General features: G+C 69.3%; 16 protein-coding genes and 1 tRNA gene. 7 read left to right on the top strand and 10 right to left on the bottom strand.

Annotated elements, in window-relative coordinates:
• Positions 1-41 precede the first annotated feature (41 nt).
• The 3 genes from HDC34_RS08025 to HDC34_RS18190 form a co-directional block, all read right to left on the bottom strand.
• Positions 42-118 (bottom strand) — tRNA-Met (locus tag HDC34_RS08025).
• Positions 119-522: 404 nt separating this feature from the next.
• Positions 523-3,456 carry a UPF0182 family protein gene (locus HDC34_RS08020; protein WP_179556489.1) on the bottom strand — a complete coding sequence of 978 codons (2,934 nt, stop codon included), beginning with the start codon at positions 3,454-3,456 and terminating at the stop codon, positions 523-525.
• Between the two features lie 158 nt (positions 3,457-3,614).
• Entirely contained in the window at positions 3,615-4,832 is a 1,218-nt protein-coding gene (locus tag HDC34_RS18190; RefSeq protein WP_104312278.1) for a PDZ domain-containing protein, read from the bottom strand.
• 130 nt (positions 4,833-4,962) lie between these two features.
• Here HDC34_RS18190 and HDC34_RS08010 point away from each other — a divergent pair, with 130 nt between their 5' ends.
• Complete coding sequence (locus HDC34_RS08010) at positions 4,963-6,330, top strand: zinc-dependent metalloprotease (protein ID WP_179556488.1); 1,368 nt, start codon at positions 4,963-4,965, stop codon at positions 6,328-6,330.
• An 867-nt stretch (positions 6,331-7,197) separates the two neighbouring features.
• Here HDC34_RS08010 and HDC34_RS08005 read toward each other — a convergent pair.
• On the bottom strand, positions 7,198-8,970 hold the full coding sequence (locus HDC34_RS08005) for an ATP-dependent helicase (protein ID WP_258068201.1): 1,773 nt from the start codon (positions 8,968-8,970) through the stop codon (positions 7,198-7,200).
• On the bottom strand, positions 8,954-9,892 hold the full coding sequence (gene nudC, locus HDC34_RS08000) for an NAD(+) diphosphatase (protein WP_257023094.1): 939 nt from the start codon (positions 9,890-9,892) through the stop codon (positions 8,954-8,956). Before nudC ends, HDC34_RS08005 begins: the two co-directional genes overlap by 17 nt.
• Positions 9,893-9,986: 94 nt before the next feature.
• Between nudC and HDC34_RS07995 the strand changes: the two genes are divergently transcribed.
• Positions 9,987-11,177: a phosphotransferase gene (locus HDC34_RS07995; protein WP_179556486.1), complete on the top strand. Its 1,191-nt coding sequence runs from the start codon at positions 9,987-9,989 to the stop codon at positions 11,175-11,177.
• On the opposite strand, the gene HDC34_RS07990 is transcribed toward HDC34_RS07995, so the two are convergent.
• Positions 11,152-14,448 carry an ATP-dependent DNA helicase gene (locus HDC34_RS07990; protein WP_179556485.1) on the bottom strand — a complete coding sequence of 1,099 codons (3,297 nt, stop codon included), beginning with the start codon at positions 14,446-14,448 and terminating at the stop codon, positions 11,152-11,154. The two genes, HDC34_RS07995 and HDC34_RS07990, sit on opposite strands and share 26 nt — an antisense overlap.
• The gene (locus HDC34_RS07985; RefSeq protein ID WP_179556484.1) at positions 14,445-17,816 is read right to left on the bottom strand and encodes a UrvD/REP family ATP-dependent DNA helicase; all 3,372 of its coding nucleotides are present in this window, start codon (positions 17,814-17,816) and stop codon (positions 14,445-14,447) included. The genes HDC34_RS07990 and HDC34_RS07985 overlap by 4 nt, the downstream gene beginning before the upstream one ends.
• A 166-nt stretch (positions 17,817-17,982) precedes the next feature.
• Between HDC34_RS07985 and HDC34_RS18185 the strand changes: the two genes are divergently transcribed.
• Positions 17,983-18,207 (top strand): DUF3107 domain-containing protein, encoded by a 225-nt coding sequence (locus HDC34_RS18185; RefSeq protein ID WP_104253871.1) that lies wholly within the window; start codon positions 17,983-17,985, stop codon positions 18,205-18,207.
• Positions 18,208-18,217: 10 nt separating this feature from the next.
• A complete protein-coding gene (locus HDC34_RS07975; protein ID WP_146080809.1) occupies positions 18,218-18,547 on the top strand; it encodes a hypothetical protein in 330 nt (109 codons plus the stop codon).
• A gap of 121 nt (positions 18,548-18,668) precedes the next feature.
• Here the strand turns inward: HDC34_RS07975 and HDC34_RS07970 are convergent, their stop codons facing one another.
• Entirely contained in the window at positions 18,669-19,400 is a 732-nt protein-coding gene (locus HDC34_RS07970) for a ferritin-like fold-containing protein (protein ID WP_179556483.1), read from the bottom strand.
• A gap of 199 nt (positions 19,401-19,599) precedes the next feature.
• On the opposite strand from HDC34_RS07970, the gene HDC34_RS07965 reads away from it, so the two are divergent.
• The gene (locus HDC34_RS07965) at positions 19,600-21,090 is read left to right on the top strand and encodes a DEAD/DEAH box helicase (RefSeq protein WP_104312287.1); all 1,491 of its coding nucleotides are present in this window, start codon (positions 19,600-19,602) and stop codon (positions 21,088-21,090) included.
• Between the two features lie 127 nt (positions 21,091-21,217).
• On the opposite strand, the gene HDC34_RS07960 is transcribed toward HDC34_RS07965, so the two are convergent.
• The gene (locus HDC34_RS07960; RefSeq protein WP_104312288.1) at positions 21,218-22,093 is read right to left on the bottom strand and encodes a PHP domain-containing protein; all 876 of its coding nucleotides are present in this window, start codon (positions 22,091-22,093) and stop codon (positions 21,218-21,220) included.
• A gap of 86 nt (positions 22,094-22,179) precedes the next feature.
• Between HDC34_RS07960 and HDC34_RS07955 the strand changes: the two genes are divergently transcribed.
• The gene (locus HDC34_RS07955) at positions 22,180-23,235 is read left to right on the top strand and encodes an endonuclease/exonuclease/phosphatase family protein (RefSeq protein ID WP_179556482.1); all 1,056 of its coding nucleotides are present in this window, start codon (positions 22,180-22,182) and stop codon (positions 23,233-23,235) included.
• 68 nt (positions 23,236-23,303) lie between these two features.
• A complete protein-coding gene (locus HDC34_RS07950) occupies positions 23,304-24,875 on the top strand; it encodes an aminopeptidase P family protein (RefSeq protein WP_374757226.1) in 1,572 nt (523 codons plus the stop codon).
• A gap of 16 nt (positions 24,876-24,891) precedes the next feature.
• Here HDC34_RS07950 and HDC34_RS07945 read toward each other — a convergent pair whose 3' ends face one another.
• A complete protein-coding gene (locus tag HDC34_RS07945) occupies positions 24,892-25,620 on the bottom strand; it encodes a general stress protein (RefSeq protein WP_179556481.1) in 729 nt (242 codons plus the stop codon).
• Between the last annotated feature and the right edge of the window lie 95 nt (positions 25,621-25,715).

The following is a 25,715-nucleotide window of genomic DNA, read 5'->3' as shown; positions in this document are numbered from 1 at the left end:
GTTCATACTTGCTCTTTCGAGCAACCCAACTTGTGCGGCTTTGGTTGCGGGGGCAGGATTTGAACCTACGACCTCCGGGTTATGAGCCCGGCGAGCTACCGAACTGCTCCACCCCGCGGCACAAGAGAAAACATTACACGCGGTCCTGACGTCGTGCAACTCGGGGTGCCACTCCCCCGGAAAACTCGGCGTGTCGGGGGCGTGACGGGGCCAGTGCCACGGGCCAGAACGGGCCAGGAAACCGCCCGAAGGACGCGAATTCGTCGAAAACGGCTTCGCCCGGCCGGGCAGGCACCGCATCCCGGGCGCGTCGCGCCTCCGTGGCAACCGCGTGTGCACCTCAGACTTGGGTCTTGTGCAGCCGCCGACCGCACAGCAGGTGCACACGGCCCACCTCTGCTGACGAATCGTGGGCCGGGGCAGGGCGTCGCGGCGCGCTGCGGGGAGGACACGCAGGCACACACGCCGACGGGCGCCGTCCTCAGTGAGGACGACGCCCGTCAGCGTGTGGAGCTCGGCCGCCTACGTGGTGGGCGTCGGCTCCGGGGACTCGCCCGAGGTGCCCGAGATCTGACCATCAGCCTCACGGGCGCGGTTCAAGGCGTCCGTGAGTCGCTTGTCAGCCTCAGCTGCGGCAACGAGGTCGTTGTTCGCGTACGCCGTCGTGCGGTCCTCAAGTGCCTGCTCAGCGTCGGCCAGGGCCGTCGAGAGCTGCTCCTGTGGAGTCCCCGTTCCCCCGCCAGCCGGCGGAGTCGTGGCAGTCGGAGCCGGCGTCCCAGCGGTGTCGTCCGGGATGGAGTCGACGGGCACATCGTCGTCGGAGACCTCGACGCCACCGTCACCCGCGTCCGCACCGGCGTCGCCACCGAAGAGCTCGTCGAGCGCCTCGTCGAGCGTCGGCTGGAACGCGATCTTGTCGCCGAACGCGACGAGCACGCGCCTGAGCAGCGGGTAGCTGGTCTCACCGGTGGACTCGACGTAGACCGGCTGCACGTACAGGAAGCCCTCGCCGACGGGCACGGTCAGCAGGTTGCCTCGCAGCACCTGCGTCTGGCCGCCTCGCTCGAGCAGGTTCAGCTGGTTGGCGACCGTCTCGTTCGAGTTGAAGATGTTCTGCACCTGACCCGGACCGTTGACGTTGTCGTTCTCGACCCGGAGGAGCGTGATGCGCCCGTAGGTGTCAGCGACCGTGCCGTCTGTGGAACCCGCGTTGGAGTTCGCCGCCAGGTACCCCCTCAGCACGTTCCTCGACTGCGCGTTCGCGTTCGTCAGCGGAATGTACGTGGAGTAGATCGAGAAGGCCGATTCCTGCCCGGGGAGCTGCATCGTCAGGTAGTACGGGGGCTGCGACGCTTCGCCACCAGTCGGGTTCTGCGGCAGCTGCCACGCGTTCGTCTGGTTGTAGAACGTGCTCGCGTCGGTCACGTGGTACCGCGCGAACATCTCGCGCTGCACCTTGAACATGTCCGTGGGGTAGCGGATGTGGCTGAGCAGGTCACCCGACATCTCCGACACGTTCTTCAGCGTCGACGGGAAGACCTTCTGCCACGTCTGCAGGATCGGGTCCGTCTCGTCGAAGGCGTAGAGCGTGACGCTGCCGTCGTACGCGTCGACGGTCGCCTTCACCGAGTTGCGCATGTAGTTGATGACCTCTGGAGGCAGCGAGGAGGCCGGCGTGTCCGCGTCCTCGAGCAGATTCTGCAGGCCGGCGAGCTCCGAGTACGGGTACTTGTTGCTCGTGGTGTAGCCGTCGACGATCCACGTGAGGCGTCCGTCCACGACCGAGGGGTACGGGTCGGAGTCGATCGTCAGGTACGGGGCAGCCGCCTGCACTCGCTCGGCCGGGTCGCGGTCGTAGAGGATCTGCGACTCGTCGTTGACGTACTCCGAGAGCAGGATCTGCTCCGACTGGAACTTGATCGCGTAGACGAGACGGTTGAAGAGGTTGCCGAGATCGGGGCCGCCGTCTCCCGTGAACGTGTTGTACGTCTGGGTTGCGCCATCCGCGCCCGACACGTGGTCGAACTCAGCTGGCTCGGACCCCTCGGGGGCACCGACGATGGAGTACTCGGGCGAGGTCTCGCCGAAGTAGACGCGGGGCTCGAACTCGCCGAGCGCGCCCTCGCTTGGCATGCCACCCTCGATGAAGAGGGGCTGGCCGTCTGGGCCGCGCTGGTTGCCGAAGGCCGTGACGAGCCCATAGCCGTGCGTGTAGACGATGGTGTTGTTGACCCATGACTGGGCGTCGGCGCCGAGGCCGGCGATGTTGATGTCTCGGACGGAGCCGACCGCATCCTGGACCTGGCCGTCGATCTCGTAGCGGTCGACGTCGAGCCTCTCCGGGAACTGGTAGTAGGCGCGCTCCTGCTCGAACTGCGCGAACGTCGGCGAGACGAGCGACGGGTCGAGGATGCGGATGTTCGCCGTGGTGTCGGCGTCGTCACGCAGCTGCCCCTGGCTGACCGTCGTCTCGGCCGCGTAGTTGACCTCTTCGATCTTGTCGAGGCCGTAGGCGGCGCGGGTCGCGTCGATGTTGTTCTGGATGTACGGGGTCTCGAGTGCCTGCTCGCTCGGTCCGACCTGGAACTGCTGCACGATCCACGGGTAGACCATGCCGACGACGAGTCCGACGATGACGAGCAGCGCGGTTCCGACGAGCGGAAGACGCCAGCGGCCGATGGCTGCCGCGATGAAGAAGAGCACAGCGACGACGATCGCGGCTCCGGCGAGGATGCCCTGGCCGGGGATCGTCGCGTTCGCCTCGGTGTAGAGCACACCGGTCCAGCGGCCGGAGAGCGTGTTCAGCGCCGCGTAGCGGTCGAGCCAGAAGCTCACTGCCTGGACGAGCATGTACAGGCCGGCGAGGATCGCGATGTGCGTGCGCGCGCTCTTCGAGATGACGACCTCGCGGCCGGTCACGCGGATGCCGCCGTACAGGTACAGCGTCGCGGCGGTCAGGATGAGGGAGAGCAGCACGACGGCGCTCACGAAGGCGACCACACCGCGGTACAGCGGAAGCTGGAAGACGTAGAACGAGACGTCGAGGTTGAAGACCGGGTCGGTCTCGCCGAACGGGGTCGAGTTCATCCACATGAGCACGGTCTGCCAGGAGGCGATGAGCGCCACACCGGCGAAGAGGCCGAAGATGGCGGGCACGAACACCATTGCCCCGCGACGGATGGGCTCGATGACCTGCTGATAGCGGTCGAGCTGCTCGTTGAGCTTCGCGTAGACGGGACGCGCGCGGTAGGCGATCTGCAGGTTCACATACAGGGGCACCGCCATGGCGACGAGTCCGATCGCGAACATGATCGCGCCAGCTCCCCACTCGGTGAGGAGGACCTGGAGGAAGCCGAGCTGGTCGTACCAGAGCACGTCCGCGTATCGGCCGGCGAACCAGAAGAAGACGACGAGAAGCGCCACGACGATCAGCAGTGTGATCGTGAGCGGTCCCATCCGACGTCGGCTGGCGGGTTTCGGACTCTGGGGCTGTTGAGCTGCAGTGCTTGTCACGTCGTACCTGTCATTGCCTGGAAGGGCCGTTTGTTTTCCGAGAAAGGGGAACTAGGAGAGTTTATCTGGCAAGTGCCTGGCAAAACTGAGACACCGCCGCCTCAGGAGCCGAGCACCGACTCGCAGGTGCGCAGCGAGGTCGTGTCGGCGCCTTCGCCGACGGTCTGGATGACCTGCTCAGCCTCGGTGAGCGACGAGACCGCGTACACGGGGATCCCACCCGGGATACCGCCGTCGATGACGTCCTGGCAGTTGTCGGCCGGGGCGAGGAAGAGGTCCGCCCCGACCTCGACGGCCGCGTACAGCTTCTGCGTGATGCCGCCGATGCTGCCGACGGTGCCGTCCGGGGACATCGTGCCGGTGCCGGCGACGTGAAGCCCTTGGGTGAGGTCGCCGTCGACGAGCTTGTCCGACACGGCCAGCGCGAAGATGAGACCCGCGCTCGGCCCCCCGACGTTGCCGAGCTCGATGCTCACATCGATGGGGAAGTCGTGCTGCGTGGAGACGGTGACGCCCAGCAGGGCTCGCTCCTCCCCCTCGACGACACCCGCGCGTGGCGTGATCGAGAAGGTCTTGGACTCGCCGCCCCGGTCGACGGCGACGTCCACCGGCTGCAGGTCGTCCAGATTGCCGCCTGAGGCCTCGGCGACCGCCGCTGGGAGGCCCTCGGTCGAGTCGACCGGGATGCCGCTCACCGAGGTGACGAGGTCACCCGGCTCGAGCATCCCTGCCGCTGCCCCGTCCTCGCCCACCGAGACGATCGCGAGTGCCGTTCCGACGTCGTACCCCTCGTTGAGGAGCGCGGCAGCGATCGCATCAGCTTCCGAACCCTGCATCAGCGCAGCGTTCTGCGCGTCGCGCTGCTCGCCGGTCTCGGCATCTGCGTAGTACGCCTCCACGGGAAGCACGTCGTTGGACGGCGTGACGAGGGCGAGGAACACCTCGAACCAGTTGGGCAGGTTCTCCGGCCTCCCGCCCACGTTGACGGTCATGACATCCAGCTGCCCGTCAGAAGGCTCGAACGTGTCCGCTCCGCCGATCGTGATGACCTCGACCTGCGTGGGGTCCTCCTGCGACGCCTGCACGGTGCCGAGCGCATCGAAGACGGGACCGGGCGAGCGCACGACGTACGGGGCCGGACTGAACCCGAGCGCGACGAGCAGCAGCATGCCGATCGACAGGAAGACGAGACCGATGCGCGCCCGGCGGGTCCCCTCTTCGCTTCGACGGCGGTTCGCCTCGTGCGCTCTGGCGAACGCCTCGGACTGCTCGCGCACACGCGCTTCACCCTCTGGTGAGGGCTCTGAGAAGAAGGTCACTGCGCTCGTTTCGATGTCCTGCGGCCATTGTTCGCCCGTGGCGCAAGGCACTCGGCGCATACGCAGTCACGGCGACCCTTCCTTCGAGGGGCCACGAGCTAGCGTAGATCCAAGCGCTGGGAGGTGCGGAATGAGTGATGCACAGGGACCGATTCCCGACGACGGATCCGAGGACGAGCTGCGCAAGCTGCTTCGTGAGCTGCTGAGCGGCCAGGGCGGCTTCGACCCTGCGAAGCTGGCTGGGGTCGCGGGGCTCCCGAACGACCCTGCCGCGGTGCAGGCACTGCTGTCGCAGCTGCAGGCGGCAGTGGCGAACCCGGGAAACGGGCTCGACTGGCAGGTCGCACGAGACCAGGCGCGCCGGGTCGCGCAACCGAAGAACCGCGAGATCAGCTCGGAAGAGGCCGCCCGCTTCGACCAGGCGTTCCGCGTCGCGCAGCTGTGGCTGAGCGAGGCGACCGAACTCGGCGAGCTCAACGAATCCCCCGCGACGCTGACCAGACTCGAGTGGATCACGGGCTCGATCCAGTTCTGGACGTCGCTGTCCGAGCCGGTCGCCACGAGCATCGCGGATGCGCTCATGAACGTGCTCACCGAGCAGACACCACCAGAGATGGCGCAGCTGCTCGGCCAGTCCTCCTCGATGATGCGCGGCATCGGCGGTGCCATGTTCGCGGTGCAGCTCGGCCAGGTCGTGGGGAACCTCGCAGAGGAGGTCGTCGCCGGAGGCGACATCGGCGTGCCGGTCCTCGACCACAGCAGGCCCTCGCTGCTGCCGCAGAACATCGACGACTTCGCCGAGGGCCTCGACGTCGACCGCGAGCAGGTCGAGCTGTACCTCGCGGTGCGCGAGACCGCCCACGCGCGTCTCTTCCAGCACGCCAAATGGCTCCGCCTGCATCTCATCTCGTCGATCACCGAGTTCGCCAGAGGGGTGAGCATCGACGTGTCCCGCATGGAGGAGCTCGCGCAGACCCTCGACCCGAGCGACCCGGACGGCATCAGGGCCGCGCTCTCCGAAGGCGCGTTCATCCCGCCTCGCACCGAGCAGCAGGAGGCGGCGCTGGCGCGACTCGAGACGATGCTCGCGCTCATCGAGGGCTGGGTCGACGTCGTGACGGAGGACGCGACCGCGCGGCTCCCGAAGTCCGTTGCGCTGGCCGAGACGGTCCGCCGTCGGCGAGCCGTCGGTGGACCGGCGGAGCGCGCGTTCGCCTCGCTCGTCGGGTTGGAGCTGCGTCCCCGTCGCCTCCGCGAAGCTGCAGCCATGTGGAGGGCCGTGTCCGAAGCCCACGGCGCTCAGGTTCGCGACGAGCTCTGGGCGCACTTCGACGCCCTTCCCACCAGTGAGGACATCGACCACCCGGAGGCGCTCGTGACGAGGCTCGGCTTCGGCGAGCTTCCGGCGGACGAGTACGACGAGGCGCTCGCGAAGTTCCTCGACGACCCGACGGCGTTCGGAGATGCGCCCGAGGGCGGCGACAAGCCCACCGGCTAGCGGGCGGCGGCCGGCGGGCTCGACCCTCCGGCCGCGCCCCCGCCTGCCTGTGGAGAACTCCTGCGCGGGACCGCGAGTTCCAGCATGATCTCCGCATGGACCTGCGACTGCCTCCCGGTGTGCCGATCGTGTGGCGCTCCCCCACGGTTCTCCAGCTCGGCGGGGTTGCGGCTCACGCGATCATCGACGTGCCGAGCACGGGAGCCGAGCGCTTCCTCGAATCGCTGCGTCAGCAGGGCACGCTCGAGCAGTTCCAGGAGCGTGGCTCCCGACTCGGGCTGACCAGCGCCGAAGTGCGCGACCTGCTGGACGCCGTCAGCCCGCTGCTCGAGGTGGCGCCGGTTTCGCCGCGCAGACGGGCGACGAGACCCGCGAGTGGCGTACCGCGGCGACCACCGGTCGTCCTGGTGCGCGGCACCGTCGCGGGCGACGACCTCTCCGAGCACATCGCGGCGCTCGGCTGCACCGTGAGGCGTGCCGGAGCCGACTATCGGCCTCCGAGACCCGCCGAGATCGGGGTGGTCGTCGACTGCGCCGACTACGTCCTGCCGCCGCGGCGATACGCGCCGCTGATGGCCGACGATGTCCCCCACCTCGTCGTCATCGCGGAGGACCTCGGGGCGACCGTAGGGCCGTTCGTCGTTCCCGGCCGCACGCCCTGCGTGCGCTGCGACGATCTGCACCGACTCGACGCCGACCGGGCCTGGGCGGCCATCGCCACGCAGCTCGCTGTCACCGACCGGGTCCCGCTGCCGCGATCCACTCGAGAGATCGTGCGCAGCCTCGTGACGAGATCGGTGGCCTCCTGGCTCGCCGAGGGACCCGCGTCAGCAGATTGCGGTTCCGAGTCCTGGAAGCTCGACGCCGTCAGCGGCGAGGTCCACCGAACGCACCGTTCGTTCCACGGCGAATGCGGGTGCCGAGCTCTGCCAGGAAGCGAGACGCGGGGCGCTCCGCGTCGCGTCTCCCCCCGAACTGCGCATGTGTCAGGCGGAGCCGCTTCCGTGCGCGCGTGACGGCCACGTACAGCAGGCGCCGTTCCTCGTCGAGCTCCGCCTGCGACTCGGCGTACCAGATGGGCAGCAGGCCCTCGCTCGCCCCGATGATGGTGACGCTGTCCCACTCGAGCCCCTTCGCCGCGTGGATGCTCGAGAGCGTCACGGCTCGCAGCTCCGGTTCGTACTGCATCTTGGCCCGCTGCTGCAGCTCCGCCGAGAACTCAGCGAGCTTCGTGCCGTGCGGCTGCGCATCGGCCAGCCGCAGAAGCGCGTCCCACGAGTTCCAACGGTCGCGGAGCGCGCCGGAGTCGGCGGGCGGCTCGTGTGTCCACCCGAGGTCGCGGAGTACGTCGCTGACCGCCTGGAACAGGGGCCCCTCGGTCTCCTGCATGACGGCGGCACGCAGTGCGCTGAGCGCCTGGCGCACCTCCGGCTGCTCGAAAAACCGGCGCTGCCCGATAGCCGAGTAGGCGATCCCCGCGTCCTGCAGGGCCCGTTCCACGGCGGCGGCCTGCACGTTCGTTCGGTAGAGCACAGCGATGCTCTCGATCGGGATGCCGCCGCGGAGATCCTCGCCGATGCGGTGCACGACCCCGCGCGCCTCATCATCGTCATCGTGGAACTGCAGCACCTCTGGCAGCGGCTCACGCCTCGGTGTCTCGGCGGCCGGCTCGAGCGTGAGCGCGTAGGGCACGTGACGGGCGACCTCGTTGGCGACGCCGATGATCGCGGATGTCGAGCGGTAGTTGTCCTCGAGACGCACGACCCGCGCGTCCGGATAGCGCTCGGGGAACCCCGTCAGGAAGGAGCTGGACGCCCCGGCGAACGAGTAGATCGTCTGCGCCGCATCGCCGACGACGCACAGCTCGCGTCGCTCCCCGAGCCATAGCTGCAGCAGTCGCTGCTGCAGCGGCGAGACGTCCTGGTATTCGTCCACGACGAAGAACCGGTACTGCTCGCGGACACGCTGGGTCACCCACGGTTCGAGCTCGAGCATGCCGACGGTGGCCAGGAGGACGTCCTCGAAGTCCATCTGACGACGCTCGTCCTTGATGTCCTCGTACGCCTGCAGCAGAGCGAGAGCCGCGTCGTCGCCGACGCCCTTCGGCAGCGATCGCGTCGTTCGCAGCTGGATCGCGTACTCCTCGAGCGAGAGCTCGCGCACCTTGCGCCATTCGATCTCCGTCGCCATGTCCCGCACCCCCGCCGGGTCGAGGCGCAGGCGGATGCGCTCGGCGGCCTCGGCGATGAGCCTCCCCTTGCCCTTCACGATCGCCGGCGCGGGCCCGCCGACGGTGTGCGGCCAGAAGAAGCCGAGCTGACTCAGCGCGGCGGCGTGGAACGTTCGAGCGGCAACACCGGAGGCTCCGAGATCGCGGAGGCGTCCGCGCAACTCGCCCGCCGCCTTCGAGGTGAAGGTCAGGGCGAGCACTCGGGACGGGTCGTACACGCCGGCGCGGATGCCGTAGGCGATGCGGTGCGTGATGGTGCGGGTCTTTCCCGTCCCGGCGCCGGCCAGAATGCAGACCGGTCCGACCAGGGCCAGCGCGGCCTCACGCTGCGCGTCGTTGAGGGAGGCGAGGAGGCTGACGTCTGCCGTCGAGGCCTGCGCCGGTGTCTCCGATTCAGTCGAGGTGACCACTGAGCCACGCATCGATGATCGCGCGGGCGATCGAGGTGGGGCCGGGGAGCCGATCCTCGATGGCGCGCACCTCGTCTCGAGTGAACCAGCCGAGCTCGACGATCTCGTCGTTGTCAGGTTCGACGCTCGCGGGGTCCTGGTCCGGGTGGAGCTTGGCGGTGAAGCCGACCATGATGCTCGCGGGGAATGGCCACGGCTGCGAACCCAGGTACCTCGGTTCGACGACGTGGGCCCTGGCCTCCTCGTAGATCTCGCGTGCGACGGCGGCCTCGAACGACTCTCCCGGCTCGACGAAGCCCGCCAGGAGCGAGAAGCGTCGCGGGTTCCACCGCACATTCGCGCCGAGGAGGATGCGATCATCCCGGTCGAGGACGGCCGCGATGATAGCCGCGTCCGTGCGAGGGAAGCTCACGTGCGACTCGCCCTCCGCCTGGCGCACCCAGCCGGCGAGGCCCGAGCTGGTCGCGGAGCCGGTGCGCGGCGAGAACCCGTGGGTGTCGTGCCAGTTCGTGATGGCGAGCGCCTCCGTGAACAGCCCGCAGTGCACAGCGCCCAGGTGCGCGGCGGTCTCCATGAGCCCCGCCCAGAGGCGCGCATCCGGCTCGAGGGCGGCCGCGAGATGCTCGCCGACGCTGACGGACACGACGGAGGTGCCCTTAGGCAGCCCGTCGTCGTCGGCGAGTGTGCGACCGAGGTAGATGGCCTCGCCGATGACGGGTGCCAGGATCGAGGCGCGTTCGCTCGTCGCGACCAGCAGCTCGAGCTTCGGCCCGTCGCCGTCGGAGCGCATGAGCGCCTTGCCTCCGCTCAGGACGAGCACGCGGGTGGCGTCATCGGCGAAGAGCGCCTGAACGAGACCGGGCTGGCTCCGACGCTCGTGGTCGCGATCGGTCTGCTGCTGGGCGAGGGGAAGACGAGACATGAAGTGATTCATAGGCGGACTCATCCTAGGTCGCCTCGACGCTGTGCGGGCGTGGCACTCGCTCAGCCTGGACCCTGCCTCCTAACCTGGACCCATGGCTGAGCTCTCGCTGGAACTCGCGGCACTTGCCGTGGCCGCTGTCCCCGACCTCGATGTGGCTGCGGCCCTCGAGCACACGTATGGGGCGCACGGCGACTTCGACGCCGCTCTGCTGACGCTCGCGGACGGCGAGACGATCATCGCTCGGCGCCCGACGTCGTCCGCCGCGGCTCAGGAGCAGCTGGCCGACGTGCGTGCGCTAGCCGTGTTGACACCCGGGATGCGCAGCCGACTCCCGTTCCAGGTGTCCGAGGTGCTCGGCAGCCTGGCCGGCCAGCGCGAGCGGGTCGCCGTGTACACGTATCTGCGCGGGATCCCCGCCGACCAGGAGACGCTCGAGCCCGGCACGCTCTTCCTCGTGAGCCTCGGTCGTGCCATCGCCGCCATCCACTCTCTTCCGAAGGGGCCCGTCGAGGCCGCGGGCATGCCGACGCTCACTGCGACTGAAGCGAGGCAGGCCGCCGCGCAGACGATCGCCCGAGCGAAGGAGACCGGCCGTCTTCCGGTGACGCTGGACCGCCGATGGTCGGCGGCCGTCGACGACGATTCGCTCTGGCAGTTCCAGCCGACGGTCATCCATGGGGCGCTCGGGCTCTCGTCGATCATCACCGACGGCAATCAGGTGCGCGGTGTTCTCGGTTGGAGCGACCTGCGCGTCGGCGATCCTGCTCGAGACCTCCACTGGATCTCGTCCCTCGATGGCGCTATCGCTCGCGGGATTCTCGATGAGTACACGGACGAGGCCCCCGGGACCGTGGATCGGCAGCTTCGACAGCGCGCACTGCTCTACGCAGAGCTCGAGCTCGCCCGCTGGCTGCTCCACGGCGTGGATGCCGGCGACGCGGACATCATCTCGGACGCGGAGGGGATGCTCGACTCTCTGGTCGACCGCATCCACCGTGCGCCCGCTCAGCCGCTGGTCCACGAGACGCTTCCTGTGCTCGATATCGCCGAGGTGCAGGAGCTCTTGAAGGAGGCCGCTGGTCGCCGCCCGGCGCACCAGCCTGCCACGCAGGACACGGGGAGCGCCGTGCTGACCGGACTGCTGCACGGCGCCGACTCCGGGGCCCCTGCCGGCGTGCATCCTGACGACAGCCCGGAGGTCGACGTCGATCACGCAGCCGAGGACGACCTCGACGACGACACTCCCCCGAACGACTTCATGCAGACGGACTCGCGGCGCTGAGCGCAGCTTCCGCCTCTGCGAGCAGCCGTTCGAGCTCTCGGCGCCCTGTGATCTCCGGGACTCGGATCTCCTCGCCTTCGCGGACGTAGACGAGCACGGCGTCGATGAGCTCGGGCGCGATACCGGTGTGCTCGGAGTAGGCGAGTGTGTAGAGCGCGAGCTGCAGCTGACGCTCCCATCGGGCGCTCTCGCCGCTCGGCACGCGACCGGTCTTCCAGTCGACGACCTCGATTCGGCCGTCGTGCTCGAAGACGGCGTCGATCTTGCAGACCACGGTGCGGTCTCCGAGGCGGAACTCGATGGTCTGCTCCACGAGAATCGGGGTCCTGTGCGGCCATGGCGTCTCGAGGAACGCGTCCTGCAGGCGTTCGAGTTCGGCGAAGTCGGCGCCTGACGCGTCCGCGAGGCTGCCAAGTGCCGCGTCTTCCGTGCCGAAGATCTCGGCCATGCCGAGGAGGTCTCCGCCGACGTTGGGCGCAGCGTAGTGAGCCTCCACCCAGGCGTGGAACATCGTCCCGATCCGGGTCTGTCTGAACGGCTTCTGCGGCATCGGGCGTCGCAACTGCGCCGCGATCTCGGCGGGATCGGTGACGAGGTCCTTGAACTTCGAGGCCGCGAAACGTGACGGGAGCTGGATGTGCGTCACCGTGCTGCGGTCGGCGCGTTCCCGGAGGAGGAGGTCGATGCGTCGATCGAGCGCTGCGTCCGGGATCGTCGCGCCGTGCTGAGCACTGGCGACGGCCCCTGCGAGCTCGCCCACCCGCCGACGGCGGGCCTCGGTGAATGGCTTATGCGGCCACGCCACGCTGTCCGCGGCGAGTGATTCCGGCGCATCCTCGAGCGTGTTCTCCGGCGGGGTCTCGATGATGCCCGCGTCGGCGAGCTCGCTGACGAAGGTCGAGACCTTCCGTGGCGCCTTGTGGATGGCGCTCCAGTAGGAACCCGTGATGAGCAGCTCGTGGCGCGCACGCGTGTAGGCGACGTAGGCGAGTCGCCGTTCCTCGTCGTCGTTGCGCTCCTTGATGCGCTCCTTGAGGTCGACCATGAGGTCGGCGAGCTCCTTCTGCGACTCCGCTTCCCGCCAGGGCAGCTCCGGCCGGTCGTGGGCGTCGAGCAGGAGCTCGTACGGGATGGCACCGCGCCGGATCCAGCCGAGGCCGTCGCGTGATGAGCTTGGCATCTCCCCCTCGACACTCCGGGGCACGGCGACGAAGTCCCACTCGAGTCCTTTGGAACCGTGGATGCTGAGCAGCTGCACGACCCCTGGCTCGGCCTGCTCCTGGACGGGGGCGAGCGTGTCGTCCCCCGCGGCGATCTCGACCCAGTCGAGGAACGCGCCCAGATCGGCATCCGGCTCGGCGGACGCGAATGACGCGGCCGCTTCGACGAACGCGTCGAGGTTGCCCACTCTGGCGATGTTGCTGGGGTTCGCGGTCACTTCGAGGTCGAGACCCATGATCGAGATGGTGGTGTCGACGAAGCTGGTGATCGGGAGTCCCGAGTTTCGTCGGAGCTCGGAGATCAGGTCGTTCACCTTCGGGATGCGGCGGAGCGCCTGGTCGCTGAGTTCGGTCAGCCAGGCGTCCGGCTCGTCACGCCTGGCCGCGCCCCGGATGCGGGTGGCGAGGAAGTCGAGCGCCTCCTGCAACGGCACCTCGTCGTCGCCGCTCGCGAGTTCTCGTCGGCTCGCACGGACGTCGTCCGCGAGGGCAGCCATGGTGACGTCCCGGTTGGCGAGGCGCCGCGAGATGTCGTGGATGACCTTCACGTCGGCGAGGCCGAACCGGTACTTCGCGCCGACGAGCAGCCGGATGAGCTCGTTGCCCGCGGTGGAATCGTGCGCGACGCGCATGGCACAGCGGAGGTCGACGACCTCCGGCGAGGAGAGGAGCCCGCCCAAGCCGATGACCCTGTTGGGCACACCGGCACGGGTCAGTGCCGCTGAGAAGAGCGGCAGGAGCTTGCGGGCGCGGAGCAGCACGGCTCCCGAGGGCGGCTTCGTCTCGCCACCGCCGATGCCGACGATGCGGTCGCGCATCCACGTGGCGACGGCATCCGCCTCATCATCGAGAGTCTCGGGGAACGCCAGCGAGACCGTGCCCGCCGCCGCACCCGGCCGCGTGCCGAGCTGGGTGACGCCGGGGTCATTGGCCTCAGGGAGCCTGGAGGCGACCTGGTTCGCTGCGTCGAGGATGCGCGCGTCGTTTCGCCAGGAGATCGACAGCTGGAAGGTGGGCTCTTCCCCTGGCGGTGCGATGCGCGTTCTGAAGTCGCGGTGGAATCGACGCATGTTGCCGGGGCTCGCGCCTCTCCACCCGTAGATGGACTGCTTCGGGTCGCCGACAGCGAGGACAGGGTGATCGCCGAAGATCGTTCCGAGGAGGCGAGTCTGGCCGACGCTCGTGTCCTGGTATTCGTCGAGGATCACGAACCGGTGCCTGCTTCGCAGCTCCGCGACGACGGCCGGTGTGCCCGCGCAGATCTCCGCCGCGAACGTCACCTGGTCGGAGAACTCGATGAGACCGCGCTTGCGCTTCTCGAGCTGGTAGCGCTCGGCGAGCGCGACGAAGATCGGCAGCTCTTCCAGGATGGCGACGGCGTCGGTCACCGGCTTGCTCGGCGTGTTCGCCTTGCCTCGGCCCGGCAGCTGACCGACCCGCCGGAACTCGGCGACGAACGCGTCGCACGCGTCGGCGGAGAGCTGGTTGTCTCTCATCGCCCTCGCGACGTTGAGCGCGAGGGCCGTGATGGCCGCGAGCTGCAGATCGAGCGAGCTGAGGCGTTCGTCGTCGCTCGCGAGCACGACGCTGCGCATGAGCGCGAATGCGGTCATCTCGTCGACGATTCGGGCGTCCGGCTCTTGTCCGATGAGGAGGGCGTTCTCCGAGAACACGCGGTTCGCGAACGAGTTGTAGGTCGACACCTCGGGGGAAGCGAACTCGTCACCCCCGACCAGCCCTTCGCTGCGAAGCCGGGCGAGGGCCAGCTGCACGCGTTCTCGGAGTTCCCCCGCTGCCTTCCTGGTGAAGGTCAGACCGAGGATCTCGGTGGGATGCACGCCCTGAGCGGCCACGAGCCAGACGATGCGCTGCACCATGGTCTGGGTCTTGCCGCTGCCAGCCCCGGCCATCACGAGACTCGGCGCGGGGGGCGCTTCGATGACGAGACGCTGCTCCGGGGTCGGTTCGAGCTTTCGCGACGGGTCGTTGTCGGCGAGTGCCAGCGCGATGTCGCCGTGCGTGACGGCTGCTGCGGGCCAGGTGTGCGTCATTCGGTGACCTCCGGTGCGGCGTGCAGTGCGCACGCTCGTCCGCCACCGAACGAGCCGAGGCAGTGCGACTCGAGGTGGGCAAGATAGTGGGCGTCGGCGACGTGGTCGCTGCCTCCCGTCTCACGGGAGGGCTCAGGGATTCCGACCATGCCGAGGGCGACGGTGCGGACGCGGTCGAAGAACTCCGCGGTTGCCGCTTCGTCGAACGGCTGCTGGGTGCGCTCGCTCCACTCGAGTTTCGAGGTCGGCTTCGCGAGGAAGACGAGCTTCGCCTCGTGCACCTCTGCGGCGAGGATCTCCCCTCCCTGGTCGCTTCGCGGGGGAAGCTCGACGGACTGGGGCGGACGATCGACGGGGTCGCTCACCGCTCCCGTCGAGAGGGCGAGCTGGTAGGCGGCAAGCTGCGCGTTCCTGGTCATGGAGTCGTTGGACGGCATCGACTTGCCGGTCTTGAAGTCGACGACGTCGACGGAACCGGCAGCGGTGCTCTCGATGCGGTCGATCTTGCCGCGCAGCACGACCTGGGCGCTGGCGTCGCCCTCGACGCGCACCTCGATGCTGAATCCACGCTCGGCCCCGAGCAGCGCGCCGCCGCTGAGACTGACGCGGTGCAGGTAGGCGGAGAGGTTGCGTACGAGCTCGTCGACCTTCGCTCGAACGGCTTTCTCCTGCCAGGGTGCGTCGAAGTCACTCGAGCGCAGGCGCGCCTGCGCGAAGGCCGTTCGAGCCTCCAAGCTGGGGAAGTCGAACTCGGCGGCCGCGTGCACGATGTTGCCGACGTTCATGCTCTCGCTCGTGCTCCCGCCTCCGTGCGAGCTCACGAACCAGTTCACGCCGCAGTCCTCGAAGCTCTCGATGCTGGACGGCGAGACCGGGATGCTCGCGTCGGGGTCGGACGGGTCGTGCAGTGGCCTGCCGGAGGTAGGCGGCAGGAGTCCGTACCAGTCGGCCGGGTCCGCGCCGGGCACGCCCTCCGCCGAGAGCTTCGCGAGACCTGCCGCGCCGGAGGTCTCGACCCCGTCGACGATCGCGGCACGACGCAGCTCGCCGACGAGGCCACGCAGGGTCAGGGACCCGAGCGCTGCCTGCCCCGGCCCCGCGACCGAGTCGTTCCACGAGGTCGAGGACAGCAGGAAGAACGGCGACGGCGCGCTGTCCTCGCTTTCCTCTGCAGTCAGCAGCAGCCACTCCGAGGACCTGGAGACGGCCTGGGCGAACATGCGTCGCTCGTCGTGCAGTACTTCGAGTCGTCGGTCCACGAGATCGCGAGTGGTGTCGATGCCTCGTTCGAGCTCAGCGAGCTGACCTGCCCCGAGCAGCGAATCGCGGAGACGCAGGTTCGGCCAGACGCCGTCTGAGAGACCGGCGACCACGACGACTCGGAACTCGCGACCGAGCACGGCGGCCGGAGTCGTGACGGTGACCGTGCCGCCGTGCGCGCGACTCGCCAGGGAGTCGGCGGTGACTTCGCTCCCGGTCCACTGCAGGATGAAGTCGTGGATGCCCGCGTCCGGCTGCCGCTCCACGAAGCGCTTGCCGACGTCGAAGAGCGTGACCAGGGCGTCGAGGTGGGCACCGATCTGCTCCGCTCGCGGCCCCGAACCCAGCGCTGCCTCGCGCCACGGTCTCGCGAGGCCGAGGCGCTCCCACACGGCGAACAGGACCTCGTCGGCCGCGATGCTCCGCTGCTGGCCACTCGCGGCTTCGATCTCGGCTGCGACGGCACGGATCACCGAACCCAGCTGCTGGAGGGCCCGCGTCGCGCTGCGTCCGCTTGCCGAGCCGCCTGTCGCCAGCAGGCGCTCGAATGTCGCCGAGACGGGCGCGTCCGGGTCGGTCAGGAGGCGGAGGCCGGCAACGCGGGAGACGGCCTCGACGAGCAGCTCGTCGGCGGCGCGGTTTCCCCCCGCCGCGATCTCGTCCAGCCGCAGGGCACGCCGGACTCGCCGCAGCTGCACGGGATCGATCGCGAAGACCGGTGAGGCGGCGAGCTCCGCGATGGCTTCCGGGGTGAGCTCATCAGCCCCGCTCGCGATGGCCGCAAGACGAACCACCGCCTGCACCGCCTTGTCTCTCGCCGCGGGAAGGGCCTGCGAGGAACTCGTCGGCACTTCCAGCTTCGCGAGCTGGCGGCGCAGCGACTCGATGCTGCCACCGCGGCGCGTGATGACCGCCATGTCATCCCAGGGCACGTCGTGAAGGAGGTGCAGTTCACGGAGGTAGTCGGCGATCCCACGGCACTCGGCCGCCGCCGACGTGGCGGAGAAGCGAGCCACCGTCGGTGGGGCGGCCGGCGTTCGGGCGGCCGCCGCTGAGGCACCGGCCCGAGCCGCATCCGCCCCTCGGTGTCCGGATTCTCGCTGCACGCCGATGCCCTCCGTGACGCGCCGCACGAACGCTCTGAGCTCCGCACCCCCTCGATGCACGGTGCCGAGGACGAGCCGAATCGGCGCCGCGAGCGCGCCGCGCGTCTCTCCGCGCCAGTCTGCCGCCAGTTCCGGTCTCGAACCGCGGAAGCCACCCGTCGTGATGTCGGGGTCGCCGAACGAGACGATGCGCACGCCTCGCAGGGCGAAGGCCGCGAGGAGCCTTCGCCCCGACTCGGTGAACTCCTGGACGTCGTCGACCAGGAGGAGCTTGAGCTCGGCGAAGGCGTCGAGGCTGGCCGCGGAGTGCACGAGACTGGCCGCTTCGAGCACGATGCCAGGCGTGTCGAACGCGTTCGGCTTCGCCTGCTCGATGCTCTCGCGGAACTGTCGTGCGACCGCCGCAGCACCCGACCACACGGGCCTGAGATGGGCGAGCTCTTCGAGTCGCTCCGGTGTCACGTCGTACTCCGACATGGCGGCCAGGAGGTCGCGCAGCTCGGCCCTGAAGCCACGCAGCCCGATCGTCTCCGGGGTCACGGGCGGTGCCCATTCGACGGGCGCCGCGTGCAGCCCCTCCGGGACGGCCGCCGCGCGCGCCTCGAGGTCGCTCTGGATGAGCTCGGCCAGGATCGTGTCCTCGTCGGCGCCCGTGAGCAGCTGCGGGGCCTGCATACCGCGCCTCGCGCGGTCGGCACGCACGATCTCGAAGGCGAGCGACTCCGGCGTGCGCGCCATGGCACCAGGGGTGCTGACCGCGAGTCGCTCGGCGATGCTCTCGCGGAGCCGTGCAGCGCTGCGTCGGTCCGGGGTCAGCGCAAGCACCTCGGTGGTGCGGAGCCCATCCACGAGGACGCGCCGCGCGAGCATCTCGATGAGCGTCGTCGTCTTCCCCGAGCCCGGGGCACCCACAACGCTGAGATGCGACGTCTCGTCAGCCTCGAGAACGGCCATCTGTGTGGCATCGAGGAGCACTGCATCGAGCACTGGTCCGGAAGTCATGCAGTCACGGTATCCCGGGGCACCGACATTCGACGCGCAGCCATGGCCGCAGTCCGACGTGGCCAGCACGCGTTGCGCCCACGGCGAAAGACGAGGCGAATGCGCGCGAGCCCGGCGGCCTGCCGGTAGCCTTGCCAGACACCCGTTCGCATCCGAAAGGCGCCAAGTGGAAGTTCGCATCGGCATCAAGCACGCCCCACGAGAGCTCTCGTTCGAGACCGATCTCACCAAGGACGACTTCGAGCGCATCATCGAAGAGGCAGTCGCGAAGGAAGCAGCCATCGTGAAGCTGCACGACTCGAAGTCGCGCTCCTACCTCGTCGCGACAGAGAACATCCTCTACGTGGAGCTCTCCGGCGACCAGGCTCGCCGCGTCGGCTTCATCGCCTAGCCCCACCACCATGGAACTCATGTTCGCGGGCCTTGCGGGAATCCTGCTCGGTGTGGCTGTGCAATTCGCGGCACCCCATCGGGCCACGCGGGGCACGGTGCTCCTTCCCGCGCTGGGCGGCATCGTCGCGCTCGTGGCCTGGCAGGCGCTCACCTGGCTCCAGGGCCCAGCGCCATGGCTCGCCTATGACGGAGGCTGGATCTGGGTCATCACCCTCGTTGTCGCCGCGGTCGTGACCATCGCCGTCGGCTGGTCGCTGAGCGCTCGCCGCCAGCACGATGACGACGACCTGCTGCACCGTCTCAGCCACCTCGGCCGCGCGCAGACGACCACGTCGTAGGCGAGTCGGTCTCCCGCTCGCCGCAGACGATCAGGCCCCCGTGTCCCGACACTCCGACTGGAGTGGCCGGGCCGGGGGCCTTCGCCGTGCCCCGATACAGGGGCAGGGTCGTGCAGGTCCGTCAGGCAGCGAGCCCGAGTGTGTTCATCCGCCGGGAATGACCGGCGTACAGCACCGACGCGAGCTTCTCGAGCTGCGCTTCCCCGTCGGGGATGAGGGCATCTCCACTCGCTCCCAGCGGCACGTCGAGGGCGAGCCTGATCGCGAGCACGGTGTCGCCGACGATGCGGCGTCCCCACATCGCGAGTCGGTCGCCGAGGCCGTCTTCGTAGTGGATGGCCGCCTCGATCACCGGCAGCAGCTGATCCCGCTCCTCGTCGGTGATGAAGACGGCCGCAAGCGCCGCCCGGTACTGCTCGCCGCCCTGCTCGGCAACCTCCCCGAAGAAGTCGCGGAAGAAGCCGGACGAGAGGTGGCAGCTCAGCAGACGCTGCGCCCAGTCGTGCCCGAGCACTCGTTCCGGGTAGCCGGAGAAGTGCTCGGCAGCCTCGCCGATGCGCGCGATGGACGTCTGCTCCGCCGCGGCCTCTGCACCGCCGAGCAGGGTCCTGTGCCGCTCGAGCGCGGCGTTGGCGGCCGCTCCGATGTGCTGCTTGTTGGCGAGCGCGGGCGCTTCGTTGACGATGGCCGACAGCTCCTGGAACAGCAGCAGCTCGAGGTACGCGGCGCGCGCGACAAGCACGTCGACGGGAACCAGCAGGTCTCCCAGCGACGTTGCTGGCTTCGGCGCGGATGCCGGGGCTGCGTCGTCCTGGGATCGGTCTCCGCTGCGCCTTCCGAATACTGGCTTCACACGCACATCCTATGCGCCAGACGAGTCCGTCCTGGTGCAGCTCCTGGCCGGTCCGCGTCAGGCGATCTAGGTACCCGCCGATGTCCGGAGGACCAGAAAGCAGCTATTCGCTAGACTGTGGCGATGCCGCGACCGCGGCCGTTCGGCGCCCTTCGACTTCCCGGGCGCATCCCACAACTGCAGACAGGGCGTTTCACTCGTGAAGTTCTCCGACCTTTCCATCGATGCCGACATCGTCTCGGCCCTCGAGGGACACGGCATCACCGAGCCGTTCCCCATCCAGGAGCAGACGATTCCTCTCGCGCTGAGCGGGCAGGACATCATCGGCCAGGCCAAGACCGGCACTGGCAAGACCTTCGGCTTCGGCCTCCCCCTCATCCAGCGCCTCGGCCTCGACCCCGCCCATGGCGTGCAGGCGCTGGTCGTCGTGCCCACCCGCGAGCTCGCGGTCCAGGTCTACGAAGACCTCGAGATCGCCGTCTCCGGTCGCACCACGACCGTCGTCCCGATCTACGGCGGCAAGGCGTACGAGGGCCAGATCGAGCAGCTCAAGGCCGGCGCCCAGATCGTCGTCGGCACCCCGGGCCGTCTCCTCGACCTCGCGCAGCAGCGCATGCTCAACCTCTCCAACGTGCGCGAGATGGTGCTCGACGAGGCCGACAAGATGCTCGACCTCGGCTTCCTCTCCGACATCGAGCGCCTCTTCGCGCAGACGCCGGCGACCCGCCACACCATGCTCTTCTCCGCGACGATGCCCGGGCCGATCGTCGCCCTCGCCCGCCGCTTCATGACGAAGCCGATCCACATCCGCGCGACCGACCCGGATGAGGGCATCACGCAGGCGAACATCGAGCACGTCATCTACCGCGCCCACCCGCTCGACAAGGACGAGATGATCGCCCGCATCCTGCAGGCAGAGGGCCGCGGGAAGACCGTCATCTTCACGCGCACCAAGCGCGCAGCGGCAAAGCTCATGGAGGAGCTCACCGACCGTGGCTTCAAAGCCGCCGCCGTCCACGGCGACCTCAACCAGGAGCAGCGCGAGCGTGCCATGGCGGCGTTCAAGGCCGGCAAGAAGGACGTGCTCATCGCGACCGACGTCGCGGCTCGCGGCATCGACGTCGACGACGTGTCGCACGTCATCAACCACACGATCCCGGAGGATGAGAAGGCCTACCTGCACCGTGTGGGCCGCACGGGTCGTGCCGGCAACACGGGCATCGCCGTGACCTTCATCGACTGGGACGACCTGCACAAGTGGGCGCTCATCTCGAAGGCGCTTGAGCTCGGAGCGGAGGAGCCCGTCGAGACGTACTCCTCCTCCCCGCACTTCTACGCCGACATGCGCATCCCGGAAGGCACGAAGGGGCGCATCGCCGCGCCGAAGCGCGAGGTGCAGTCGCCCGGCAGCCGCCACAGCTCGAGTGAGCGCAACGAACGCAGCGAACGCGGCGGCTCTTCGACGCGAGGCTCGTCGGAGCGGCCCGCACGTTCACGCTCGCGTCGCCGCAGCGACGACTCGAGCGCCGCTCCGGAAGGCCAGGCGCCGGCAGCGCAGGCCGCGTCCGGGGAGCAGCCTGCCGCCGAGGCCGGGGCAGAACGCCCCGCTCGGCGACGTCGTCGTCGTCGCGGCGGTGGAGCCGGCAGCGAGTCAGGCGCCTCTCGCCAGGAGTCGCAGCCCAGCGAGTAGTCGCAGGACAGCGAGCATCCGCGGCGCGCCGAGATGATCGCTGCACGAATGCAGACGGCGCCGGGCACCAGCTCGGCGCCGTTCGCCTCCCCGGCGACGCCGCCGCCCGTCGCCGAACTCAGGCTGGTCAGAGCGGGGTAGCTCCGCCGATCACTGGACCGCTGCCCGTCGCCTGCTCCAGGATCCGCTCCAGCTGCTCGGGCGCCGTCGTGTTCTCGCCGAGTCGGTTCGGCTTTCCCGCACCGTGGTAGTCGCTCGACCCCGTGACGATGAGGTCGTGCTCTGCAGCGATGTCCAGCAGGAGGCGCCGGCTCTCCGCATCGTTCTCCCTGTGCCCCACCTCGAGCCCGCCGAGGCCGGCCTGCACCAGCTGCTCGAGGACGTCGGCTGCCATTCCCCGCCTTCCCCTCGATCCCGGATGCGCGAGCACGGGCACCCCACCGGCCCTCCGGATGAGCCTGACGGCGTCGAACGGGCTGGGAGCGTAGTGCGCGACGTAATAGCCGCCTCTCCAGTGCAGGATGGTCTCGAACGCGGCGACACGGCTCTCGACGATGCCCTTGGACACCAGCGCATCGGCGATGTGCGGACGGCCGACCGTCGCGCCGGGCTCCGTGACGGCGAGCACGTCGTTCCAGTCCAGGTCGTGGTCGCCGCCGATCATCTGCACCATCCGCTCGGCACGCGAGACTCTGGACTCTCGCACCTGCTGCATCTCCGCCAGCATGACCTCGTTCGCGGGGTCGATGAGGTAGCCCAGCACGTGAATGCTCGCGTGGTTCAGCTGGGAGGAGAACTCGATACCTGGGATGAGCGTCATGCCCGTCTCCCGCGCCGCGACGCTGGCATCCGCCCAGCCTGCCGTCGTGTCGTGGTCGGTGAGGGCGATGACGTCGAGGCCCGCCCTCGCCGCCTGCCGCACGACGTCACCAGGCGACTCGGTCCCGTCTGAGACCACCGAGTGGGTGTGGAGATCGATGCCTGGCTTGTCGGAGGGGGTCATGCTTCGATCAAATCACAGGGGGTCCGGAAGTGAACGCCACGCGCCTCCCAGGCTCTCTTCGGCTCTGGGGCTACGCTGAGGCGGTCATGCCGCGCAGCTCTTCACACCCCAGACGTTCCTCTCTCGCCGGCCACCGTGCAGCGGGGATCCTCCTCGGGCTGGTCGCGCTCGCCGCGGCGATCGTCCTCGGCTGGCCGCAGCTGCTCGACCTGCAGCGCGCGCCGCTGGTGGCCCAGGCGATCTCGTTCCGGCTGCCCGTGGCCATCGGGGCGACGGCGATCCTCCTGCTCCTGCTCATTCCGGTCCTCGCCTCTCGGAAGGCGCGCGCGGTCCTCGGGATGACCGCTCTGGTCATCGCGCTGTTCGTCGCGTCGACGGTCGCTGTGCTCTTCGACCGGGGCCTCGGTGCTCCCCTCGCCGCGAGCGACGCGCCGGGGTCCATCAACATCCTGAGCTGGAACACGCGCGGCGACGCTCCCGGCTCCCCCTCGATCGCCGAGCTCGCCGTGGAAGTCGGTGCGGATGTCGTCGTGCTCCCGGAGACGACCGAGGAGCTGGGCGTGGAGATCGCCGCACAGATGTCCGAGGCCGGCTCACCCATGTGGGTGCACACCCAGACCATCGATGAGGACTACAAGGCCACGTCGACGACGCTCCTCATCTCTCCGGACCTCGGCGACTACGAGGTCGTCACCGACCGCGGTGATACGAGCACGCTTCCGACGGTCATCGCGGTCCCGGTCGACGGCAGCGGCCCCACGATCATCGCCGCGCACCCCGTCTCGCCGACGCCGGGCAACATGGAGGCGTGGAAGGCCGACCTGGAATGGCTCGCGGCGCAGTGCACGAGCAACACGATCGTCGCCGGCGACTTCAACTCGACGCTCGACCACCTCTCGGGTCTTGGAGAGAGTGGCGCCAGCCAGCTCGGCTCGTGCGCGGATGCGGCGCTGGCGACGGGCAACGGCGCCGTGGGCACCTGGACCGCGGGAGTGCCTCCGCTGCTCGGTGCGAACATCGACCGTGTCATGGCGACGCCGGAGTGGAGCGTCACGGGCTTCGAGGTGGTGGTCTCCCGCGACGACGCCGGCAGCGACCACCGGCCGGTGTTCGCGCAGCTTTCCCCGTCGTCGCTGAGCTGACGCGCCTTCTCATCGAGAGCGCCTCGACGGTGACCGCGTCGTCCAGTTTTCCGCGCGACAATGGTGGGGTGACTACCTCCGACCGCTCCCGCACCCTGTCCGCCACAGCACCTGCCACAGCATCCGCCACGGAGGCGGCATCGGCCGTGGACGAAGGCGCGCAGGCCGTCGAAGCGCCTGCCAACGAGAACCGCAGCACGACGCCGAAGAGCGACGTGTTCCGGTCGCAGATCATGCGCGGCTGGGCAGAGCGCGACGAGCCGCTGCCGGAGGCCCGAGTGTCGGTGCCGACAGCCGCCGCCCACCGCGACGCGATCTCCGCACGTCATCGGGGCGCGCGGCTGGTGATCCCAGCGGGGAGTCTGAAGCAGCGCTCGAACGACACCGACTACCGCTTCCGAGCGCACTCCGCCTTCTCGCAGCTGACGGGGTGGGGCTCGGACGCCGAGCCTGGCGCCGTCCTGGTGCTCGACCCCGTCGACGACGGCCACGACGCGACGCTGTACTTCCGCGAACGCGCCGGCCGTGACAGCGACGAGTTCTACGCGAACTCCGAGATCGGCGAATTCTGGATCGGCCCACGGCCGTCGCTCGCGCAGACCGCCGCCGACCTCGACGTCGCGGCTCGGGATCTCGCCGAGTTCTCCGAGCTCGGTCTGGTGACGGACGCGCGCACGCTCGTGCTTCGCGAGGCCGATGCTGCGCTCACGGACCGAGTCGACGAGGCTCGGCGCACCATGTCGCTCCCCGACGCCGAGTTCGATGAGCTCCTCGCCGACGACGCCCTCCTCGCCCAGGACCTCAGCGAGCTCAGGCTTGTGAAGGATGCCTACGAGATCGGCCAGATGCGCGAGGCCGTCGCAGCCACGGCCGCGGGCTTCGACGACATCGTCGCGGCCCTGGCGCAGGCGTCGGCCCATCCGCGCGGTGAGCGGATCGTGGAGGGCGTCTTCCAGCAGCGGGCGCGCCTCGAGGGCAACGACGTCGGCTACGACACCATCGCGGCCTCCGGGAGCCACGCCTGCATCCTCCACTGGACGAAGAACTCCGGCGCGGTGCGCCCAGGCGAGCTGATCCTCGTGGATGCGGGGGTCGAGGTCGACTCGCTGTTCACGGCGGACATCACGCGGACGATCCCGGTGACGGGACGGTTCAGCGACGAGCAGCGCCTCGTGTACGAGATCGTCCTCGAGGCCGCGGATGCCGCGTTCGCGATCGTTCGCCCGGGGATCACGTTCCGCACGATCCATGACACGGCGATGGAGGTCATCGCCAAGCGCACGCAGGAGCTCGGCATGCCGCTGGGGGTCGGCGAGACGGACCCCGCCGAGCAGCTGTACCGCCGCTACATGGTCCACGGCACGAGCCATCACCTCGGCATCGACGTGCACGACTGCGCGAAGGCGCGCCGCGAGCTCTACCTCGACGGCGTGCTCGAGGCGGGCATGGTGTTCACGATCGAGCCGGGGCTGTACCTGCAGCCGGACGACCTCACGGTGCCAGAGCAGCTCAGGGGCATCGGCGTGCGCATCGAGGACGACATCCTCGTCACGGCCGACGGCGCCGAGAACCTCTCGTCAGCCATTCCGCGGACGGTTGCGGATGTCGAGTCGTGGTTCGCGAGGCTTCACGGCGAATAGCGGCGGGGCCGCTGGCTCAGGACGTGCCGTTGGGCCCAGGCCGTCCCTGGTCTGCCTGCTGGGCGCGCTTCTCGCGCTCGAGCCGCCGCAGCTCGGCCTGCGCTTCTGAGTAGGTGCGGCGGGGCGCTGCGGGGGCAGCTTCGGCGTCCGTGCTCGCCGCGTCAGCTGCCGGCGCGTCGAGCCCGGGCTGCTGCGCGGGAGGTGCGGCGGGCGGCACGTGAACCGCCGCCTGCTGGGCCGGAACCGCAGCGGCAGGTGCCTGCTGCGTGCCGAGGAGACCGCGCGCCTTCCCGGCGTGCTCCCGCGGCACGACGACGTCGAAGTGCGTCGCGACGACCTGCATGACCGAGGTGAACTGCCGACGCTGCGGGTTCGCCGCGTATCCGATGACACTCCAGATCACGGAGAAGCCGATCGCGACGGGCAGGATCGCGATGAGGGTCTCGAAGCCGACCCCGGGCGTGACGATGAGCACGAGCAGCCCGACGAAGAGACCGAGCATGACGCCTGTGCCGACCGCACCGAGCGCCGCCTTGCCGAACGACATGCGGCCCGTGACCCGCTCGACGGTGCGCAGGTGACTGCCGAGGATCGAGACCGTCGAGACCGGGAAGTCCTGCTTCGCGAGACCGTCCACGACGGCGCGGGCTTCCTCGTAGCTCTCGAGGCTCGCGATCACGTCGCCCTCTGGGACCTTCGGGAACCGACTGCGCGCGCCACGTGTCGTCGTGCCTGGGGTTGTCATGCCGCCATTCTCTCAGCACGCCAGTAGGAAACGCGGCGGCCCGGTCACATGTTCGCTCTCGGCTGGCGAGCCCTCACGGGCGACTACCATTGGCC

Source organism: Pseudoclavibacter sp. JAI123 (assembly GCF_013409665.1).
Taxonomy (GTDB): domain Bacteria; phylum Actinomycetota; class Actinomycetes; order Actinomycetales; family Microbacteriaceae; genus Pseudoclavibacter.
Note: the sequence above shows the minus strand (reverse complement) of the source record. Positions and strands in the feature narration are given on the sequence as shown.